The 20,832-nt window shown below is 63.7% G+C and carries 21 protein-coding genes; 16 read left to right on the top strand and 5 right to left on the bottom strand.

Annotation, left to right across the window (positions count from 1 at the left end; all coding sequences use genetic code 11):
* Positions 1-101: 101 nt before the first annotated feature.
* Both AX750_RS22395 and AX750_RS27090 read right to left on the bottom strand, forming a co-directional pair.
* Complete coding sequence (locus tag AX750_RS22395; protein ID WP_245282496.1) at positions 102-650, bottom strand: thermonuclease family protein; 549 nt, start codon at positions 648-650, stop codon at positions 102-104.
* Between the two features lie 50 nt (positions 651-700).
* Positions 701-835, bottom strand: coding sequence for a hypothetical protein (locus tag AX750_RS27090; RefSeq protein WP_280939920.1), 135 nt, complete (start codon positions 833-835; stop codon positions 701-703).
* A gap of 479 nt (positions 836-1,314) precedes the next feature.
* On the opposite strand from AX750_RS27090, the gene AX750_RS22405 reads away from it, so the two are divergent.
* The 14 genes from AX750_RS22405 to AX750_RS22475 all read left to right on the top strand — a co-directional run bounded on the left by AX750_RS22405 (position 1,315) and on the right by AX750_RS22475 (position 14,611).
* Positions 1,315-2,055, top strand: coding sequence for a lytic transglycosylase domain-containing protein (locus AX750_RS22405; RefSeq protein WP_082735462.1), 741 nt, complete (start codon positions 1,315-1,317; stop codon positions 2,053-2,055).
* Entirely contained in the window at positions 2,052-2,369 is a 318-nt protein-coding gene (locus tag AX750_RS22410) for a TrbC/VirB2 family protein (RefSeq protein ID WP_171019670.1), read from the top strand. Before AX750_RS22405 ends, AX750_RS22410 begins: the two co-directional genes overlap by 4 nt.
* Complete coding sequence (locus AX750_RS22415) at positions 2,366-2,662, top strand: VirB3 family type IV secretion system protein (protein WP_066719702.1); 297 nt, start codon at positions 2,366-2,368, stop codon at positions 2,660-2,662. The genes AX750_RS22410 and AX750_RS22415 overlap by 4 nt, the downstream gene beginning before the upstream one ends.
* An 8-nt stretch (positions 2,663-2,670) precedes the next feature.
* Positions 2,671-5,082, top strand: a complete 2,412-nt coding sequence (locus tag AX750_RS22420; RefSeq protein ID WP_066719705.1) for a VirB4 family type IV secretion system protein — start codon at positions 2,671-2,673, stop codon at positions 5,080-5,082.
* The gene (locus tag AX750_RS22425; RefSeq protein ID WP_066719707.1) at positions 5,079-6,002 is read left to right on the top strand and encodes a hypothetical protein; all 924 of its coding nucleotides are present in this window, start codon (positions 5,079-5,081) and stop codon (positions 6,000-6,002) included. The genes AX750_RS22420 and AX750_RS22425 overlap by 4 nt, the downstream gene beginning before the upstream one ends.
* A gap of 9 nt (positions 6,003-6,011) precedes the next feature.
* Positions 6,012-6,722 carry a type IV secretion system protein gene (locus AX750_RS22430; RefSeq protein WP_066719710.1) on the top strand — a complete coding sequence of 237 codons (711 nt, stop codon included), beginning with the start codon at positions 6,012-6,014 and terminating at the stop codon, positions 6,720-6,722.
* Positions 6,723-6,736: 14 nt separating this feature from the next.
* The gene (locus tag AX750_RS22435) at positions 6,737-6,928 is read left to right on the top strand and encodes a hypothetical protein (RefSeq protein ID WP_066719713.1); all 192 of its coding nucleotides are present in this window, start codon (positions 6,737-6,739) and stop codon (positions 6,926-6,928) included.
* A gap of 197 nt (positions 6,929-7,125) precedes the next feature.
* The gene (locus AX750_RS22445; RefSeq protein ID WP_066719716.1) at positions 7,126-8,253 is read left to right on the top strand and encodes a type IV secretion system protein; all 1,128 of its coding nucleotides are present in this window, start codon (positions 7,126-7,128) and stop codon (positions 8,251-8,253) included.
* Positions 8,250-8,972, top strand: coding sequence for a virB8 family protein (locus AX750_RS22450; RefSeq protein WP_066719719.1), 723 nt, complete (start codon positions 8,250-8,252; stop codon positions 8,970-8,972). Before AX750_RS22445 ends, AX750_RS22450 begins: the two co-directional genes overlap by 4 nt.
* Positions 8,969-9,778, top strand: coding sequence for a P-type conjugative transfer protein VirB9 (gene virB9, locus AX750_RS22455; protein ID WP_082735463.1), 810 nt, complete (start codon positions 8,969-8,971; stop codon positions 9,776-9,778). Before AX750_RS22450 ends, virB9 begins: the two co-directional genes overlap by 4 nt.
* A 12-nt stretch (positions 9,779-9,790) precedes the next feature.
* On the top strand, positions 9,791-11,149 hold the full coding sequence (gene virB10, locus AX750_RS22460) for a type IV secretion system protein VirB10 (protein ID WP_066719722.1): 1,359 nt from the start codon (positions 9,791-9,793) through the stop codon (positions 11,147-11,149).
* Positions 11,109-12,167 (top strand): P-type DNA transfer ATPase VirB11, encoded by a 1,059-nt coding sequence (gene virB11 / locus AX750_RS22465; RefSeq protein ID WP_066719725.1) that lies wholly within the window; start codon positions 11,109-11,111, stop codon positions 12,165-12,167. The genes virB10 and virB11 overlap by 41 nt, the downstream gene beginning before the upstream one ends.
* Entirely contained in the window at positions 12,145-14,307 is a 2,163-nt protein-coding gene (locus tag AX750_RS22470; RefSeq protein WP_066719726.1) for a type IV secretory system conjugative DNA transfer family protein, read from the top strand. Before virB11 ends, AX750_RS22470 begins: the two co-directional genes overlap by 23 nt.
* Before the next feature lie 55 nt (positions 14,308-14,362).
* Complete coding sequence (locus tag AX750_RS22475) at positions 14,363-14,611, top strand: hypothetical protein (RefSeq protein WP_066719729.1); 249 nt, start codon at positions 14,363-14,365, stop codon at positions 14,609-14,611.
* A gap of 223 nt (positions 14,612-14,834) precedes the next feature.
* On the opposite strand, the gene AX750_RS22480 is transcribed toward AX750_RS22475, so the two are convergent.
* The 3 genes from AX750_RS22480 to AX750_RS22490 all read right to left on the bottom strand — a co-directional run bounded on the left by AX750_RS22480 (position 14,835) and on the right by AX750_RS22490 (position 18,978).
* On the bottom strand, positions 14,835-16,085 hold the full coding sequence (locus AX750_RS22480) for an ATP-binding protein (RefSeq protein ID WP_066719731.1): 1,251 nt from the start codon (positions 16,083-16,085) through the stop codon (positions 14,835-14,837).
* A gap of 170 nt (positions 16,086-16,255) precedes the next feature.
* Positions 16,256-18,535, bottom strand: coding sequence for a relaxase/mobilization nuclease domain-containing protein (locus tag AX750_RS22485; protein WP_346360463.1), 2,280 nt, complete (start codon positions 18,533-18,535; stop codon positions 16,256-16,258).
* Between the two features lie 11 nt (positions 18,536-18,546).
* Complete coding sequence (locus AX750_RS22490; protein ID WP_066719734.1) at positions 18,547-18,978, bottom strand: hypothetical protein; 432 nt, start codon at positions 18,976-18,978, stop codon at positions 18,547-18,549.
* 745 nt (positions 18,979-19,723) lie between these two features.
* On the opposite strand from AX750_RS22490, the gene AX750_RS22495 reads away from it, so the two are divergent.
* Positions 19,724-20,410 carry a ParA family protein gene (locus AX750_RS22495; protein WP_066719744.1) on the top strand — a complete coding sequence of 229 codons (687 nt, stop codon included), beginning with the start codon at positions 19,724-19,726 and terminating at the stop codon, positions 20,408-20,410.
* Positions 20,407-20,790, top strand: coding sequence for a hypothetical protein (locus AX750_RS22500; RefSeq protein WP_066719755.1), 384 nt, complete (start codon positions 20,407-20,409; stop codon positions 20,788-20,790). The genes AX750_RS22495 and AX750_RS22500 overlap by 4 nt, the downstream gene beginning before the upstream one ends.
* The last annotated feature ends 42 nt before the right edge of the window (positions 20,791-20,832 follow it).

The following is a 20,832-nucleotide window of genomic DNA, read 5'->3' on the forward strand; positions in this document are numbered from 1 at the left end:
GGAATCCCGGCCGGTCAATTATCGGAATGATGGCCGGTCGGAATCGGAATCCGCACTCAGACGCCCTTTGGAGCAGACTCGAACGATGGGGTCGCGATCGTTCATTGTTGCCCCGGCGGATTCTCGAACCCCGCATGTGGCCGGCCCTCACGCAACGCACGCAGGATGATGGCATTCGGCTCGGGCAGATCGGGAAACGCCCAAAGGCCGGCCCTCGCGCGCGACGCAACCTGCTGCGCGACGAAATAAGGCGAATGGACGGGCCGGCCATCGGGCGCGAGCGAGGCAAAGCCGAAGCCCGACGAGATCAGGGCCGTGCCGAGATCGATGCGAGAGCCAGCACCTGCGCCCGCGGCTCGTGTAGCGACGCAGAACACCAAGACAATGCGCGAATTCGGCTGCGCGCCAGCCTGATGGCACTGCGGTTGTAGGTCCCGGATCAGCGCGACCAACATAGCCAGTGATGCCTCGCCGCAATCGCGCCTGACGCCCGCGCCGTTGGTGAAGCTCGTCCCGCGCAGGCAGGACTGAACGCCGTAGAGGCGATAGTCCACGCCGCCATCCGCCCAGCTGTCTCCGGTCTCGAAGATCGCAGTCGGCCCGATCGCGAACCAACGCGGCGAGGCCGGCTCCTGCGCAGTGGCAGCCATGGCGCAAGCACCGGCGAGGCCTGCAACAAGGACCCTGACGAGGCGCATCCTCAGTAGCCCTTCAGCGCGAAATAGAAGCGCTGCTGACCGTTCGTGGTGGTGATGTCGACGTAATACGGCTCCTCCCGCGCCTGCCGCGGCTGGCTCGGATAGCTGGTTTGGCAGCCGCCCTCCGAGCTGGCCATGCAGTCGGTCGACGGCTTGGACAGGTTGATGCAGAGGCTACCATTCGGAGACGATAGGGCAGGCGCCTGCTCGTGACTGGCTGCACTTTCGGCGGGCGTCCAGCCGGCGGGGCAGGGGAGATAAGGCTCGTGTCCGAGACTGCTTGTTTGCCCTTCTGGGCATGCAGGCCAGCCCCCGCCCCGGGCAAGCTGTCGGAAAAGCTGCTGCATGACCGGTATACAATACGGAATCCCCGACCAGCTCGGAGCGGTAGCGGCCGCACAGAGCAGGACCTTGCAACCAAAGGAGGCCTCCTGGGCAGGCGCGACCGCCGGCGCGATGCTCATGCCCAACGCCAGGCTGGCGGCCTTTATCATCCTCGCAGCCCTCGATGCTGCGCAGCAGCGTTCTGATAGGGGCATCGTGTTTCCGGCTGTTGCCAACTGTCAGAACGTCAATATACTGACTACTGACCGATTTGGCGAGAGGCGAATCCACGATGCGGCTGACGCTTTCGACGAGCATAGTGATCGCAGTTCTGGCAGGACCGGTTTGGGGGGAGGAGGCGACGGCGCCAGTTAAATTTCAGGACAAGTTGCCTGAGCCAACAGCGGCGCTCGACGCATCCGGTCGCCTCGTGCCGATCTCCCAGACTCCGACCAGCGTCGACGTGATCGGCTCGGACACCTCTCGCCCCGTCTGCGATCCACGAACGCAGCTGGCGGCCGGCGAGGCCGAGGCGCTCGTGCGACGGGTCGCGGTCGAGGAGCGGTTCGACACAGCTTTCGCATTGGCCGTCGCCAAGGCGGAAAGCCGCCTGATCTCGACGGCGCAATCCGAGAAGGGTGCCTACGGGCTGATGCAGCTCACCCCAGAAACGGCCGAGCGCTTCAAGGTCGACCTCTGCGATCCCGGCGAAAATGTCCGCGGCGGCGTGCGCTTCCTGCGCCATCTCCAGTCCCGCCATGGCAATCCGTTCTATGTGCTCGCCGCCTACAACGCAGGCGAAGAGACGCTGATCGCGCATCGCGGCGTGCCGCCGTTTCCCGAAACCGTGCGATTCGTCGCCACCGTCGTGAACGACCTCGCGGGTTGGCCTGGGCTCGAAGGGATCGAATTTGGTCCAAGCTCCAGCGGCGTACCCGATAGACGGACCGCACAGGCTTTGACCACTCCGAGACATCGCCCGGCCGGCACCCAGCCAGCCTCGACGGCCGATTTTGTCATGCATATCGAATGAGGATGCTGCAGATGCTGCTTTCGAGACATTTTTTCCGCGCGGCCGGCGCGACATTGCTGACGCTGGCTGCCATTGACGCGAAGGCGCAGTCCGGCACGTTACAGCCGGTTCAATCGACCTTGAACCAGCTCGTGCAGGCACTGACCGGTCCGATCTCGACGGCGCTCGCGACGCTTGCCGTCATTGCCTGCGGTTTCTTCGCCTGGGCCGGCCGTCTGACCTGGGGTGTGGCCGGCTCGGTCATCTTCGGCATCGTCCTGGTGTTCGGATCGGCGCAGATCGTTCAGTTCTTCCAGTCGGCGGTCGGGCAATGAGCGTGCAAGACCCGGAGCAGCCACTGATCACGCCTCTGGTCAAGGCGTTGACGCGGGCGCCGACCTTGATGGGCGTGCCGTATCTCTATTTCATGTTCAATGGCGTCGCCTCGTCAGTGTGCTTTCTGGTCTCGCACAACCTCTTGATGCTGCTCGTCGCGATCCCGCTGCATCTCTTCGGCTATGTGCTGACGCTGCGCGACGATCGGATCTTCGAGATCCTCTTCGTCAAATCGTCGCGCTGCCCGCCGCGCTCTCGCGCCTTCTGGGGCGCCGACAGCTATCGCGTCTGAGGGCGATCATGATCGCGCGCGCCCTTCTCGACGAACTAACCTATGGCGCGGTCTCGCGACGGGAGCGACCTGTCGCCTCGCACATCCCCTTTACCCGCCATGTCGACGACACAGTCATCAGGACGCGCGACGGGCTGGTCCTGACGATCCTGAAGCTCGAGGGTTATTCCTTCGAGACTGCCGATATGAGCGCCGTCAATTCGCGGCTGCTGGCGCGCAACGACGTCGTGCGCACGCTCGCCAATTCGCGCTTTGCGCTCGTCAGCCACATCATCCGCCGCGAGGTCGAGCCTTCGATCCCGTCAACCTTCGACAATGCGCTCTGCCGGGAGATCGACGAGCGTTACCAGGCTGCGCTCTCGACGCGGCGGATGTTCGTCAACGAGCTTTACCTCACGATTGTGCGCCGGCCACTCCAGGGCCAGGCCGGGACCTTCGAGAGTTCGCTGTCACGCTTGATCGGCCGAAGGGAGGCTGGCGGGGAATCCGTGGCGATGCAGACCGCGCTCAGCGAGTTGCGCGATGCGGCGACAGCCGTCCGGGAGACACTCACGGTCTACGGCGCCCGCCCTCTCAGCGTCATATCGCGCGATGGGGTCTGGTACTCGGAGCCGTTGGAGTTTCTCGTCCAGCTCGTCAACGGTGGCCTGCCGCGCCCGATGCATCTGCCGAGGATGGCACTCGCGGACGCTCTTGCGCAGAAACGCATCTTCTTTGGCCGAAATGCCGTCGAAATTCGTGGCGCCTCCGCTGGCGATACGCGGTTCGGGGCGATGATCTCGATCCGCGAATACCCTGCCCAGACAGGGCCCGGCTCCTTCGACAACCTGCTGCGCGTTCCCCACGAGTTCATCGCGACACAGAGCTTCGCGATCGTCGATCGGCCAGAAGCCGCCAAGCAGATCGATCGGGTCTCGCGCCAGGTCGACATGTCCGACGAAGCCGGCTCGATCGTCGCCGAACAGCTCGACGATGCCCGCGACGAGTTGCTCGCCTCCGAGGCGATCTATGGCGAGCACCATATGACCGTGATGTGCCTCGGGCGCGACATGGCCGAGGTCGGCGCGACGGTCACCGCCGTTGGTGCGGCCCTGACCGATCGCTCGGTGATCTGGACCCGCGAGGACCTCAACTGCGAGCCCGCCTTCTGGGCCCAGCTGCCGGGAAACTTCTCCTATATCGCGCGGAAGTCGATCATCTCGTCGAAGAATTTCGCGGGCTTCGTCTCGCTGCACAACTATCCGAGCGGCCGGCCGAGCGGCAATCACTGGGGACCGGCGATCTCGGTTTTCGAGACGACCTCACAGACTGCCTACTACTACAACCACCATATCCGCGACCTCGGCAATTTCACCGTCGTCGGGCCCTCGGGCTCCGGCAAGACGGTGTTCCTGTCGTTCATTTCGGCGCAATCCCAGCGCATCGAGCCGCGGCCAAAGCTGCTTTTCGTCGACAAGGACCGCGGCGCCGAGATCTTCATCCGTGCGCTTGGCGGACAGTACGAGGTACTGACGCCAGGGGAGCCGACCGGTTTCAATCCCTTGTCCCTGCCGGACACGGCGCCGAACCGGGAATTCCTGTTCCAGCTCTTCGCCTTCATGCTCCGGCCGACCAGTGGTGGATTGTTGAGCGCGTCGGAAGAACAGGTGATCCGCAACGCGATCGGCTCGGCGCTGGCAGCGGGACCGGAGGGCCGGACGCTGCAGGCCTTCTCGACGCTGCTGCGCGGCCGCATCAGGGCAGGGGAAGGGGATCTGCTGGCACGGCTGGAGAGCTGGATGCGGTCGGATCAACGCGGCTGGCTCTTCAACAATGAGGAAGATCAGTTCTCGCTGTCATCGATCTTCGGCTTCGACATGACCCGGGTGCTCGACGACCCAGTCATCCGAACGGCCGCGCTGATGTACATCTTTCACCGCACCGAGGAATTGCTCGGCGGCGATCCGGTGATGATCTTCCTTGATGAGGGCTGGCGGCTTCTCGACGACGAGGTCTTCGCCTTCTTCATCAAGGACAAGCTCAAGACAATCCGCAAGCAGAACGGCATCATTGGCTTCGGCACGCAATCGGCCGCCGATATCGTCCGCTCCAGATCCGCCAACACGCTGATCGAGCAGACCGCGACCAACATCTTCTTCCCGAATCCGAAAGCCGACGACGAGAGCTATGCCCAGGCCTTCCGTCTCACCGACCGGGAGGTCGCTTGGATCCGCAACACGGTTCCGGAAAGCCGCTCTTTCCTGATCAAGCATGGCCGCGACAGCGTCATCGCGAAACTGAACCTCGCGGGCATGCCCGACCTGATCAAGGTGCTGTCGGGCCGAACCGAGACCGTTGCAGAACTCACGGCACTGCGAGCCCGCCTCGGTGACGATCCTGCCGACTGGCTGCCGGTTTTCATGGGAAGGGGCGACGTATGAACTGGGTGCTTCGACCATTCCTCATCGTCGGCAGTCTGTTGGCCTTCGCGCCGGCTTTCGCCGCGATTCCCACCAATGACGCCAGGCAGCTCGATCAGAAAGCCGCCACCTCGGGCACGACCATCAAGCTCGTACCGATCACGACCCAGCGCAAAAGCGCCAACGATGGCGTCAAATGCGCCGTCACCACGGGCAAGAAGGCCGAGGTCAAGGATCCAGCGACCAAGGCGCAGGCGGGCTCGGGAGCGAAGACGATCCAGGCCTATTCGCCGACGATGCCGGCGACACCGGCCGCCGACGCCAAGGGCTCGACATTGGCGAGCCAGAACCATTTCAAGACTACGGGTGACGTCGTTGGTGGGCTGGAGGCCAGTCGGACCAGCCTTGAGAGCGCCCAAAGCGCCTTTCGCAGCGCCGGCCAGGAGGTCGGGACGGCCACGACCGTCATGGCCGCACTCGACATGAATAGCGCGGCGCGTATCCAGAACGGCCTTGCCTGGACGGGTGCAACCAATGCCACAAACCTCTGGGTCACGGCGATCAATGCGCTGAATTTGGCACGCACCAGCGACCGCAGCCGCGGCGCCAGTGGCTTGAGGATGGGCGGCGGCCCCGGGTCAGATGGCTCGACCTGCCCTCAAGGCATGATCGGCAACGGCACCATAGCGGATCCCTGCCGCAGCGCCTCGACCTGCTCGACGACACCGCTCGGAACGACGCCAGATCCCGCCTGCGCCAGCGCGCGCATTATCGATAGCAGCGAAAATGTCCTGTTCTACCTCACGCAGATGCAACAACAGAACGCTACGGGCGCCGCAGCCGGTTCCGTAGCTCTGAGCGCAACAGGATCTGTGGGCTCGTCACTCTCGACGACCGACGTCGCGGCGGCACTCGAAGCCGCCGCTTCCTCTAACCGGTAGGAGTCTGCCATGCGGATCGTCGTTCTTGCGGGCATCGTGACGCTCGGCACGAACCTGAGCCATGCCCAGGGCGTGCCCGTCATCGACAATGCGAACCTCGCCAAGGCCCAGGAGATCGCGACCAATACCCAGCAGATCCTGCAGGCCGATCGCGACATCCTTCAGCACACCAAGAAGACGCTGGAAGCGGTCACTGGCAATCGGTCATCGGATGCTCAAGGCAGCCTCGCCCAGATGGCACTCGGGGGCGGATTCTCGATGGCAAAGGCCCCCTCGCTCGGCACGGTGATTTCCGGCGGGGCGCTGTCCTTCGCTGGAATGGGATCGACCTCGCAGAATATCGTCTCGGGCCTGATCAATGGCTTGCAATTGGTCAAGACGATCACCGGCCTGACCGGCGGCCAATCCCACCCTTCGGACAAGGCCTATTCCAACGCAGTCAATGTCGCAGCGACCCTCTCCGGCCTGATCGACTCAACCCAGGGCGCGATCCAGACGCGCTCAAGCGCCTTCGTCCAGGGCGGCCAGCAGATCGGTCAGGCCAAGGATCTGAAGGGCAGCGTCGATCAGAACACGCAGATTCAGATCCAGACCGGACAGACCATCAACGAGCTCACCGGCGTGGTGAACAACGCAGCCGCCGCCGCGAACCAGCAAAATCTCGACCGGATCGCATCGGAATCGGCTGCCGCCCGCGCGATGGTCTTTTCGCAGCGATGAGCAGGAGAAGCCGCATGTTCCGGCGTCGAGCGGTCTTCTCCTTCGTCGTGGCCTCGAGCCTGGCGGCCATCGCCCTGGCCGGTCTGCTCATCATTGGTCGGATCGTCACGCCGCAGCAGCCGGCCGTGCAGGTCCCACCGCAGACCGATGCCGAGGCGGCTTCGCGTGCCATGACGTTCTCACCTCCGAAGGATGGTTCGCCGTGAGGCGGCATCGGCTCATCATCCTGGGCACGATCGTGCTGGGCCTCGCTCTCTCGGGCTGCGCCTACAAGCCCTTGAAGGCGCCGTGCGGCCCGGACGAGGGCGGTCAGCCGCTGGCCTACACGGCGGGATCCTCCCTGCCGGAACCCTTTGCCGCGAACGACCCATGCGGTCCAATGCGGCCGATTTGAGTCTGTGGCATGGGCAATTTCTCGATCACAACCCTGCTGTCGCAGGTCGATCAGATCGGCCAGAACTACGTTTCGACCGCCTATCAGGCCCTGTCGAATGCCGCGACGCAGGGCGGGACGACCAGCGTCGCAGGCCTCCTTCTGACGCTCTATGTCATCCTATGGGGCGTCGGCATCTGGCAGGGCACCGCAAGTGGCGGTCCGGCCGACCATGCGTTTCGGCTGTTTCGCGCCTTCCTGATCTACGCCATGGCAACGAGCTGGAGCGACTTCCAGGCCCTTGCTTATCGGCTGATAAACGATGGCCCATCCGCGATCGGCAATGCTTTGCTCAGCGCGATGACGTCCGCCAACAGCACGGGGCTGTCCGCCAACCTCACCTCGGTAAACGGCGTTCAGAACGCGCTGCAGAATATGTGGAACACCACGAACAATGCCACCGAGGCCTTCCTGCAGAATGCCGGCATCACCAATTGGGGGCCGTACATCTTCGCCGCCGTCTTCTACGTGGCGATGGCGATCCTGATCGGCTTCGCGCTCTTCCTGATCGTTCTCTCGAAAATGTTCATGTGGCTGCTGCTCGCGCTGGCGCCGGTCTTCATCCTGCTGCTGCTGTTCGGGGTCACGAGCCGATTTTTCAGCGGCTGGATGAGCGCGCTCGCGCAGTATTTCGTGGTGCAGGTGCTGGTCTACGCCTTTCTGGCCTTCTACGTCTCGCTGATCCAGCAATCCATCGACGCCTTGAACGGCGTCGCCGCCTCGCGCAACGCGACCTGGGCGACGATTGGGCCCGTCGTGCTTCTCGCCATCATCGGCATTTTGCTGCTTGCCCAGATCAACAATGTCGCGGCTGCGATCGCCGGCGGTTTCCCGATAGGAGCGACCCGGATCGGCGCCTTCTATGCCAATGCCACAGGCTATCGCGCCGCGCGTGCGGCCTATGCGAGGGGTGCCGCGGTTCGCAACCCGCTCAACCCCGCCTCGCTATCACGCCGCGAGGAACTCGCGGCCCGCCAGCGCGCCCGTGTCGGACTGCGCGCGAACCAATGGGCGCAATCGCCTGAGTTCCAGCGCCTGGCTGCCCAGATCAGCAATCCCGAGGGCAACGCCCGACCGAACACGAGGGCGAACGGATGAGCGATGCCGCGGCACCGCCCGAACAACCAGCCCTCGATCGGCGCTATTTCGCGGATGGCCTCACCTGGGAGCAGGATCTCGCGCGCCGCAACCGTAATTCCCGCGCGATCGCCTGGATCGTCGCTGCGATCATGACGGTCGTCGCGCTCGCCTCGCTCGGGACGCTGGCGCTACTGGTGCCGCTCAAGACCTACGAGCCCTATATGGTCGTGGTCGACAAGACGACCGGCTTCGTCGAGGTCAAGCGGCCCATGGCGGAAGGCCCACTGAGCCAGGACGAGGCCGTCACCACCTTCAATGTCGTGCGATATGTGAAGGCGCGCGAGACCTATGACCCAAAGGCCCTGAAGGATAATTTTGACCTGGCCCAGCTGCTGGCGACCGCGGACGCAGCACGCGAGCTCACTGAAATCTATTCCCCGGCCAATCCCCAGAATCCGGTCCGGCTGCTCGGCGCGAGCACCGTGATCTCGGTCGCGATCAAGTCGGTGACGTTCCCCAACAATCGGACGGCCTTGGTGCGCTTTTCGACGGAGGAGAAGTCGGCCACCTCGATCACGACGCGCAACTGGGTCTCGCTGCTGCGATTCCGCTACACGGCATCGCCGATGCGCAACGAATATCGCTTCGACAATCCCCTTGGCTTCCAGGTGCTCGAATATCGCCGCGATCAGGAAACCGCGCCGTCGCCCGGAACGGTCGGATCGCCGCGATCATGAGGGGTTCGCGTCTGATCTCCCGAAGCCTCCTGGCGGCGGTCTGGCTCGCAGCATCGCTTGTGCCTGCCTGGTCCGAGGCGGTGCCGGCGCCCGGCCGAACCGATCCCCGCATCCGCGATATCGTCTACAACCGCGACAACGTCACGGCGATCGATGCGACCTATGGCACCTCGACCATGATCGTCTTCCAGGACAGCGAGAAGATCGAGACGCTTGCGATCGGCGACTCGATCGCCTGGAAGGTCGAGCCCAACCGTAAGGGAAACATCATCTTCCTGAAACCGGTCGAGAAGAACGCCCAATCGAACCTCAACATCGTCACCGACAAGCGGGTCTATTCCTTCGTGCTACGGTCGAACGAGCGCCCCCCGAAGGGCCAGCTCTACACGGTGCGGTTCCGCTTTCCCGACGACGAGGCCGATGCGCGCCTGCTCGCGGCAGCACGGGAGCGCGCCGCAAATCCCAACCTCAAGGATCTCAACATCGCAAACGCCAACAACGACTATGCCTACAAGGGGTCGTCGGCGAACAAGCCGCTCGCCGTTTTCGACGACGGCACGAAGACCTGGTTCCGGTTCGAGGGCGAGACGCCGGCGATCTACAGCGTCGATGGCGAACGCAACGAGGCCCTGGTCAACCATCGCACCGAGGGCCCTTTCGTCGTCGTCGACAAGGTCGCCGCACAATGGACTCTGCGCAACGGCCAGGAGTCGACCTGCCTCTTCAACCGCCGGACCAGCAACCTTCGCGAGCCGACCGGGCTAGAGCCCTTCGTACCGCAACGCGTCGGTCAGGCCAGACGCTGAAGGGGAGGGGAGATGCCGAGACCGGAAGACTATCGCTCGCTGGAACTGGAGGCTGCAGCGGCGACCGCCGTGGCCCGGTCTCCGACCGCGGTCGGCAATCTGCTCAAGATCGGTATCCCGGTCGGCGCGCTGCTGCTGGCCGCTTGGATGATTTCCTCCTCGCTCCGGCAGGGGCCGAGGAACATGACGTCACCGGATACTGAGGAGTTCCGGACGACGCAATTCCCAGCCCCGTCGCTCGAGACGCCGCAGCCTCGAACGGAGCAGGGCACGATCGTGATCCCGCCGACGCCAGAGACACCGGAACCCACGGTTCCGCCGCCGCCGATCGCCCCGCCTCAGGCGCTGCCGGCACCACCGGCGCCCGAGTTCCTTCCCCCGCCTGCGATCGCTAATGACGACGAGGCCCGCCGCCTCGCGGAGCTTGAGCGCCAGCGACTCGAGGAGGAACGCCGCAGATGGGAACGCCTGCGCGCCCCGCAGGTCATCACGGATTCAAGTGGGAATACGGCCTCCGGTCCAGCAAGTGACGGCAATGCGGGACGCGCGAGTGGCGATCAGGAAACCGACCCCAACCGGCGCTTTCTCGCGTCGGTCGCCAGCGCTGGCGTCGAAATTGCGAAGGCGACGAAAAATGACCGGATCGATGCCCTGATCGCGCAGGGGACGACCATTCGCGGCGTGCTGGAGACCGCCGTTCAGAGTGACCTCCCTGGCATGGTGCGCGCAGTGACCGCGGAGAATGTCTGGTCGTTCGATGGTCGCCGTGTCCTGATCCCGGCTGGCAGCCGGCTCGTCGGTGAATACAGGTCAGGACTGGCACAGGGCCAGACCCGCGTCTTTGTCGTCTGGACCCGTCTGCTCCGCTCGGACGGCGTCTCCGTGCAGCTCGGCTCCAACGGCGCAGACGAGCTCGGCCACGCCGGCAACACCGGCTATGTCGACAACCACTATCTCGAGCGGTTCGGTGCGGCAGTCGTGTTGAGCCTCGTCGGCGGTGTGTCGCAGTTCCTCAGCGGCTACGGCCAGTCCGATACCAATCGCGATGGCTCGACGATCACGACGACGGATCCTGTGACGGGCGTCACCACAACCACGCAGATCGGGGCAAACGGCACCAACCAGGTGCTGCAGGCGCGCCAGATCGCGGCCCAGAACGTCTCGCAAACCCTGACCAACATCGCCCAGGAGGCGCTGAAGAACTCGATCAATATCCCGCCCACGATCCATCTCGACCAGGGCACCCGGATCACGGTGTTCGTGCGGCGCGATCTCGATTTCTCCGCTCTCTATCCCGACCCGGTCAAGGAAGCACTGAGGGAGCTTCGGCGTGAGCGCAATCAGCCTGCAGCGACCGGTCTTTCTCGATAGAGCGCTCACGCCATTGCGGCCCTGGCTCGATGACGATCAGGTCGTCGAGATCTGCGCCAACGGTCCGGGCGAGATCTTCGTCGAGCGCTTCGGGCAAGCCGCGATGGAGCGCCACGACCTTCCCGAACTGACCACTGCCGCAATCCGCCATCTCAATGAGCGCGTCGCCGGCCATTCGGGCCAGAGCGTCAATGAGGAGCATCCGTTGCTCTCGGCTGCGCTGGCAACAGGCGAGCGGTTCCAGGGCGTCCTGCCACCGGCAACGACGGGCGGCGGAGCATTCGCCATCCGCAAGCAGGTGATCAAGGAGATGAAGCTTGGTGATTACCGCAAGCTCGGCTCGTTCGACCGGGTGAAGATCGCGAAGGCCAACGAATTCTCTGAGGTCGACCGTGAGCTCTGCGCCCATCTCGATGCCGGCAGGATCGAGGATTTCATCCGGCTCGCCGTCGTGAGCCGCTATTCGATTCTGCTCGCAGGGGGCACCTCCTCGGGCAAGACCACCTTCCTGAATGCGATCCTGAAAGAGGTCCCGGTCGACGAACGGATCATCACCATCGAGGATACGCGCGAGGTCCGGCCGATCCAGTCCAACCACCTGGCGCTCGTCGCGTCCAAGGGCGACCAGGGCGAGGCCCGGGTCACGGTCGAGACATTGCTGCAGGCCTCGATGCGACTGCGGCCCGATCGTATTTTCCTCGGCGAGATCCGCGGACCCGAAGCCTATCCGTTCCTGCGCGCAATCAATACCGGCCATCCCGGTTCGATCAGCACCGTCCATGCCGATAGCCCGCAAGGTGCCTTCGAGCAGCTCGCGCTGATGGTGATGCAGGCGGGGCTGGGTTTGAGGCGGGACGAAATCGTCGCCTACATCCAGTCCGTGCTGCCGATCGTCATCCAGCAGACCAAGATCGGTGGCTGGCGCGGCACCTCGGCGATTTATTTTTCGCGGATGGCTGAATGGCAGGCGAGGCCCAAGCGGCGAGGAGGCGGCCGTGCTGCGCGTCCATCTCTATAGAGCGGGCATCGTTGCTTTCGCGCTCCTCGCATTCTTCCTGCTCTGGAGCCTGGCCTACGAACTCGTCGTCGCTTGGCGCTGGGCGCCAACAAAGTTCCCGAGCGAAGGAGCCGACCGCTGGGCGCTGTTTCGGATGCAGAACGCCGATCGTTCGCCTGGTTTCGTCCTGATCGCCTGGAATCATTTTCAAGCGCGGCTGAACTTCCCGGCCACGCAGGCCGAGGCGCTGATCCGTGCCGGGATCGCCGCTGGCGGCGTTATAGCGCTCGGACTGGGCGGCTGGCTCTTCGGTTATGTCAACCGCCGCCAGATGCCTTTTGGCGCCGCTCGTTTTGGGACATTGCTCGAAGCCGCGAAGCAGGGCCTGACCGGAAAGCAGGGCATCATTCTTGGCACGATGGGCGGCGTCACGATCCGTTCCGACGAGCCGGCGCATATCCTCGTGGTCGGGCCGTCACGATCCGGAAAGGGCACCGGCTTTGTCCTGCCCAACGGATACATGTGGAAGGGATCGGCGGTTTTCTTCGATCCGAAGCGGGAGAATTTCGCGGCTTTGGCAAGCCATCGCACGGCCATGGGGAATAAGGTTTTCATGTTCTCGCCGGGCTCGCCCGACACCCATCGCTATAATCCGCTCGATTTTGTGCGGCGCGATCAGCGGATGGCGACGGACTGCCTTGTCGTCGCGAGCTTCGTTATCCCGGAAAAGGCTGACGATACCTGGGCCGGGGCAGGGCGCCTGCTGCTCTCCGCCCTGATCGGCTATGTGCTCGCCTCACCGCTGACGGCGAGCGCGCAGCATATGCGCACCGTTGCGCGCATGACGACGACGGGGAAGGACATCTCGACTGTTCTGCGCGCCATCGTGAAGACTGAAAGCGAGCACCTCCCGACCTGGGTCATCGACAGCTTCAATCAGTACATCGCCCTGGAGCCGGAGACCCGCAACAGCGCCGTCTTCAACGTGAACATGGCGATGAGCCTGTGGAACAACGGGCTGATCTCGGCCGCGACCGAGACGTCGGATTTCGATGTCCGAGAATTGCGGCGCCGACCGATGACGATCTTCATCGGCTGCACCATCGCTGAGCTCTCGATCTTCCGGCCGCTGATCCGCATCCTGTTTCAGCAAATCCACGATCTTCTCATGGAAAAGATCCCGGGTCCGGACGAGCCGCACCAGGTCCTGCTCATGCTCGACGAATTCTACCATGTCGGGCGGATGGATTCCCTGATCTCGAAGATCACGATCAGCGCCGGCTATGGCTTCCGCATGGCAATCGTCATGCAGGACATTGCCCAGCTCGACGAGCTCTATGGCAAGAGTCGGCGCATCACGACCGTCTCGGGTTCACAGATCAAGCTCTTCATTCAGATCAACGATCTGGAGACCTCGGAATTTGTCTCGGAGATGCTCGGCGAAACGACGCAGGTTTACAAGACGCCGGTGATGCGGCCGGGGCAGGGAATCTTCGCGCCGCGCGTCTGGGCACCGCATTACACGGCGCGGCCGCTGCGCAGCCCGCTCGAGCTGCGCGAGATGTCGGCGCGGCTTTCGGTCCTGATGGTGAAGAACTCACCGTCATTCGAGCTCGTCAAGATTCGCCACTATCGGGACAAGCCCTATCGGCGGCTTTACGAGGCTGCAAAAGGATTCCCACCAGCACTGCCGCACTTGCGTGAGTGGCGGGACGAGGACCTCGGTGGGGCGATGCAGCCGGTGGTTGCGTCCCAGTTTGGCGAAGCATCGCAGCCTTCCCAGACCTCATCAGATCCTCAGGGCGAGAAGCGAATGTTAGTCTCGAAAGCTCCAAAGCCACCGCGATCAAAGGTGGCATCTACAGGTGGTAGTGGGACTGCACCCATACCACCCTCGGGAGTTCAGCCACCCGAATCTCGTTCAACGGAACGATCACGCCGTAATCTAAGCCTGGGTCCGCCGCCGGTGCCGGTGGATGAAAATTGTGACCTGCGGACGATCATCGCGTCGGTTGGGGCCGAGCAGGATGCAGCGTTTACGGACATGGTCCGGACTCTTGGCGAAACACCCGCGTTGGAGAATTCAGTCGCTCAAGCTGCCAGTACGCTCAAAGGACTGCAGCATTGGTTTGGCGAGGATGAAGCAAGATCGACCACTTGAACTCAAGCAGGGGTGGCGCATAACGTTTCACACAGTGTTCGAAAGGAGGCTGAGCATGACAAGTCAAGCGAAGCGAGATTTGAAGGCCAATTTCATAGCCCGTCTCGAGGAGGCGCGCCGCGGAGAGAACGCGCTCGTGCTCAACTTCGAAGTCGGGCTGACGGCTGCCGGCGCCATCCTCAGTTTTTTCGCTAATTTGTTCGCGCCAAGTTGGCGATATGAGGCCACGATCGTCGGCACGACGGCTATGGCGATTGCCGTCGCGCTCATGTTCGCTAGCTGGTTCTACTCGCGGGGAAAATAGGGCCATGATTGGCCGACCTCATCGTCGCCAGACGATCTTGTTCTTGCGGGCATGCTCGATGCTCCGACGCTGGTATTGGTAGATTGGTGCGGAACGCCGCGCGCATGGAGCGAGGATGTCGGCACGCGCGTTCCGGATCGATGGGAACACCCTCGTGGAACCCGGCGGCGGCATGCAACGTCCTCCAAACTGCCGGCAAGTTCCATAATCTTCCTTATGCGAGTCACATCTCCCAGAGCACGGATACCGGCGCCCCCTGGATTTTTTCGCTGTGCGGCGTGACCCGGTCATGGTCGTGGAGAACCAGCCCGCGGATGAACTTGTCACCGGCCGCGCTCTGAAGTTTCACGAGGCCGGAAAAATCCTTCGATCGCAAGGTTGCCGAAGCCTTGACCTCGATCCCGACGATCCGCCCAAGATTGTCCTCAAGTACGAGATCCACCTCGTCGAAATCCTTGGTCCGGAAATGCGAAAGCCGGATCGATCGATCGCTCCACGATAAAAGCTTCAGGATTTCCGACGTTACGAACGTCTCGAGCAAAGGACCGAAAGCTGTCCGATCGAGCTGGAACGCCTCCGCATTGGCGTCTCGCAGCGCGCTCAACAGTCCGCTGTCGAGAAAATGCAGCTTAGGTGTCTTGATCAGGCGAGACAGGCGGTTCGAGTACCAGGGTCGGATCGTCTGCAGCAGAAAAAGGCGCTCCAGGATAGTGACGTATTTCTGGATCGTCGGCCGCGATAGTTCGAGTGGCATCGACAATGTTTGGAGATTGACGAGCTGGCCCGAATGCTCGGCCAGCATCGCCACCAGAGTCGGCAGTTTTCCGAGTTGCTCGATATCCGCGGTGTCCCGGACATCGCGATCGAGCACCAGCTTGAGATAGTCTCGAAACCATATCCTCTGCCGTGCGGCGCTCCGTCGAAGCGGCTCGGGATAACCGCCGGCCAGGACACGATCGATGAGCGCCTTGCCGTAAGCCGGCGCTGGGCCCGCGACGGGCTGATCGCCAGCAAACATGCGATCGAGGAAGCTGCCCGAACTGCCGGTCAACTCGGCCTGCGACAGCGGCAGGAGCTGTATGATCTCGATACGACCGGCAAGCGAGTCACCGATGCTCGGCAACGCCATGACGTTCGCGGAGCCCGTCAGAAGATAGCGGCCGGGCGACGTGTCGCGATCGACCGTCTCCTTGATCGCAAGCATCAGCGCTGGCGCGCGCTGCACTTCGTCGATAATGGCAGATGGGAGCGAGCGAACGAACCCCACCGGATCGGCCCGGGCGGCATTCAGCGTTTGTGCATCGTCCAAGGTTATATAGGGCCTGGCCTCGGTCACGAACCGGCGGACAAGGGTTGTTTTTCCTGCCTGCCTTGGTCCGACGATGAGAACGACGCGCGTGTCCTCGATAGCGATGGCAACCCGCGCCTCGGCGCGCCGCGTGATGTGAACATGCGATAAGGGCACGGTGGTCATCTCGACCAATCGTAACTCAGACGCCGACCAATTGAAAGATATTGAACGTCCAGTTGCAGACAGCTGGTCGCGGCGATTTCAGGCGGCGCTCGTTGCTGCGGAGCCTAAACGATCATCGAGTCCAACTCCAGCAGCAGCGATCGTGCAAATCGGCGCTCTTCCCAAGCACGCTACTTGATCCGTTGCCCTTTGACGCCTTCTGACACTGCACGGTCTGCATCGACCTCACGCAGTAGCTTTTCCTGCTCAGCCTTCAACTTCGCCAGAGCATCAGTCTGGATCAGAGCGCCCGGCAGAGGCTGGCCAGGAGCCTCGGCGAGGGCCCGAGCTGCTTCAACAGCCGCTGCGGCCTCCCGCGCCTCCCTTGCGGCCGCTTGCTGCGTGCCGGCAACGATGGCGCGCTCCGAGACCAGATCGCGCTCCGATTGCGGATTCAGGCCCGTCCGTCCCTCCTGGCGGCGTTCGACCTCGATCGCGCGATCGGAGAGCCGCTGCGCGTCCGCAGCCTCGCGCTCCTCCTTCAGCCTGACCGCCTCGGCGCGCTCAATCAACCGATCGGCAGAAGCGCCGGCCAATCGTTCGATATCGGCGCGCGACAGCTCCTGAACCCCTCGCTCCTGCATCCGCTGAAGATCCACCCGCATCGCCAGCGTCTCAAGGTAGCGAGCCGATGTCTCACGGAACTGCTCCCGTGTCGCCCCGTCCAGAAGATCGGTGGTGCGCGACACCGCGTCGTTCATCGCGCGGAGATCCTTCGCCATCTGCTCTGATGTGATCGCCACAGGCTTGTCCTCCTTGCTCAACCAATGCTGCATGCGTTTCTCGATGGCTTGGATGACGCCGCCCAGCATCTGCGCCATCGTCAGGCGCTGGACCATTTCCGACGCGATGACGCTCAGCAAGTCCTCCTTCAATACCGCCGACCATGCCTTCAGACCCTCACAGACCGCCTGCCGATCCGCCTCGCGGAGCGGTATCTTGACCGGGTTCTCCCGCGCCACCGCAATGCGCTGGCGAGCCTTCTCGATGAGCCCATGATTCCCGGAATCACCAGCATAGGCGCGATCACGCGCCTCCCGTGCCGGGCGCGGTCGCTCGGCCACCTCGACGATCGCCTTGTCCTTGGCACCATAGCTCTGCGACGAGGCGCGCTCCATCGCCGAGGTCGCGACGATCTTGAGGCCCTGGGCGCGGGCATGTTCGGCATAAACCTCGCGCCAGGTCAGAAAATCATCCTTGTTCGGATGGATCTTCTGGCCGGCCTCGTTCTTCACCGTGATGACGGCGTGGACGTGAATATGCCCTGCCGCCGCCTTGTCGGTATGGATGCCGAACATGAACTTGTGGTCGGCGAATCGGTCATGCAGGAACTCGCGCGCCGCGTTCGTCAACGCTGTGACATCTGTCCCGGCCTTGGCCGAGATCATCAGATGCATCGTATCGCGCGGCGCTTGCGAGCGCAGGGACGGCCCCCAATCCCGCGCGGTCTCGCGTGCGCCCGATGCATCCGAGATCGACTTTCCCCGCTCGTCGACGAGTTCGCCGTATCGGGAGAGGTGCTGCCTGAGTTGATAGGCAACGCCATCGCGCCCATGTCGCGACGCGCCCGGTTCAATGCTCATCGCATGTTGAGGATGACCGATCGCCGCTTCGATCCGGGCCTTGATGGCCGCCTCCGATCGGGCGTCGAGACGCTTCTGGACGAAACCCTCTTGCTCGCTGCCGATCTGCTCGTCGCGAAGCCTGAAGCGTTCCCTGGCGGCGCCCGCCATGACGACCACCAGCCGCGCGTCCAATTCGCCCTCGGATGTCGGCTCGAGCCGAACAGCATGCCGGTGACCGGCGAAGCCCGAGGTGATCGCCGCCTCATAGGTCTCTCGTCCCGCCGGCGTGTCGCGCACACCATGCAGCCGCAGCCTGATCGAGACCACATCCTGGCTCTCCTTCCGGGTCTCGAAGGTCTTGGACCACTCCTTGATCTCATCGGCCACCGCTTCGCGATCGGCCAGAATGCGCCCATCATGGGTTTCGAGCGCCACGTCCTCGCGCTGAACGTATTGCCCGGTCGCGGTCGCGCGCGCTGTCCCATGGGCGTAGGAGATCACCTTCACGACCGCGGGCTGATACCCGGCCGCCAGGCGACGCGCCCGGCCGAGCACGTCGCCGTCGATCCGGGCCGGCCGCGCTTGCCGGGCCGATGATCCGCTATTGCCACCCTTCGGCCGGACACTGTCGAGGCGACGCGCACGCTCGGCATCGCGCCCTCCGGTGATCGTGACGCCGTGCAGGGTGGTGTGAGCACCGATCATCGCTGATGCCGGCGTCCGGCCAAAATCCTGGCCGCGATCGCTCGCCTGCCTCGGCATCAGGGCCGACTGTCGGCGCTGCGCCTGCCCACGGGCAACAATCTCGCGAGCTCCGCGAAACGTTTCCGTCCAACGTTCGATCACGGCGCTCCCGCTCACGATGCGGTGCCCTCAGTTCTCACCGGCTCGACAGCGGACAGTCGCGCAAGCCCTCTGAGCCGCGCGCCGTACGCCACCGTCATCTCGGTCAACTCTTCATCGATGGCGGTGATCGCGCCGTGGAGCTCGCTCCAGACCTGCTCGGCCGCCGCGAGCTCGGCCCCCCTTCCCTGCCGCATCATCCTGAGCATCTGCGCCAGTGTGCGACCAGCCTGCCGGACTTCAGCCGCCAGAGCCACGACGGCCTCCATATTCTCTGCCGAAAGCGCCGGCCCGGCCAGAACGGAGGCCCGGATCAGACGCCGCACGACCTCCGCCTTCGGCAAACCGAATAGCGCCACAGCCTCCTGCAGGCGCCCCTCATCCGCCTCGGACAGCTCCGTCCGGAGCCTGGGCTTACGTTTCGTCGCAGCAGCAAAACGGGCCATCTCCTCCCCTTCCCGGTCGACAGCGCTTCAGCGCACCGGCTGCGTCCCGCAGCCGCCCCCCCCTGGTTTGGCCCACAAACCGATATCTTGTCAAGCAATAGTCAGAATACTGACCAATGGTTTGGCGACCTCCTTTCCACCCCCCTCGCCGCCCCGCTCCCGGCTCGGGCAATGTGAATGTCGAGGTCGAGAATCTGCTTTGGAGCAGCGACGACATCGTAGGAGGCCGACGACATTCGCACCTGTGGCGATACCGAATTAACGTAGTCCAATACTCGTGCCATGCACACGCTCGGCGAAGCCGCACTTCGCCACTCGCTCAATCGCGAGCCGCATCGGTCCATGAGATCATGATGCCGTGACTGCCACGGTAGCAGTGTCATGCACCCACTTAATCTCTCAGAAGCGGGCAACCCCACTGCGATCCTCCGTCACTGACACATCTCACGGATATGGCACTCGCGCGGCGTCGCACTTGTTGATAATGGCATTCCACAAGAGCGCTGCTACCGACTTCCATCGCTGTCTGATTCCGGGACGCTCGCACCGCCGCGTTCCGTGACTGCCGTACGCCGTGGCCGAAGCATCCACGCAAAGACGGATTGCATTCATCTGGCACTTTGGCAGTGGCGGATCACGGCAGTGGCGCCTTGACACAGTCGGTCAATATACGGACTAATGACCGCGCCAATGCGTCAGCTCATCGGCAGCGCATTCCATCTCGCGAGCGATCGAGGGCCCTATCATGGCGAGCATATTCGCGGTGGCGACGCCCAAGGGCGGCAGCGGCAAGACGACGATGTCGATCCTGCTCGCCGGCGAACTGGCACAGCAGGGCTACGCGATCGGTCTGATCGACGCAGACCCGCAGGGTTCGGCCTATCAGTGGCACGCATCCTCGAAAGCGCGCGGCCACGATCCTTCGGGGATCGAGATCGTCCATGCCACGACCGAAGCCGCCGTGCTGCACCGCTTGGCCGAACTCGACGAGCGCGATGCGATCATCGTCGATACGCCGGGCTTTGCCGACACACGGATCACGGAGACCGCCTTTCGGGCCGACCTCGTGATCCTGCCCTGCAAAGTCTCGATGTTCGACGCCTCGCAGATCGTCCGAACCATCGGATTCATGAAGAAGCGCGCGGCCGAGCTGGGGGTTGCCGAACCGCCCTACCGCGTCGTGATCAACGAATATGACAGCCTCGATCGCAACACCGTGCCGATCCGCGAGGTGCTGGGGTACTTCGACGGCGAGGGCATCAAACTCTGCCAGAATGCGCTCTATCGCCGGGTCACCTACCGGACCATGACGAACGGCCATGGCACGCTCTATCAGATGAACGACAAGGACGAGGCCGTGCGCAAAGCGCGCTACAATGCCGACCAGGTCGTGCGGGAGCTTCTTGCCGCCAGTCAGGAGGAGGCGACGTGACCGAGACGAAGCCGCGCCTGGCCCTGCCGCGCAAGGCGATGGTCGAGACCACGGGGCCGCGCCCGATGGTGGTCACCCCCGACTATGGCGCAGAGCCGCTGCGGCCGGTCACGCCCTCTCCCACGACGCGCGAGGGGGCTGCCGAGCACACGGTTGGACCGGCCCGGCGGACGATGCCGGCCCGACAGCGCGATCCATTCGAGGGCTTTGGCGATCGGCTGTCGTCTCGGCCGCTGGCGCTGCGTCTGCCGCGTCCGATCGATCTGGCGATCCGGCAGATCGCAGCTGAACGCCAGGTCCAGCCGCTGCGTCTGATCGACCAGGCCGTGCGTGAGTTCCTCGAGAAACTCGGTCGCCTGCCCGATCCCCCCGGTGCATGATCGCCGGGCCGCAGTCGCCAGGGAGGCGGGGTGATGCCTGCT

The sequence above is a fragment of the Methylobacterium sp. CCH7-A2 genome, from assembly GCF_001557075.1.
GTDB classification, from domain to species: domain Bacteria; phylum Pseudomonadota; class Alphaproteobacteria; order Rhizobiales; family Beijerinckiaceae; genus Allobosea; species Allobosea massiliensis.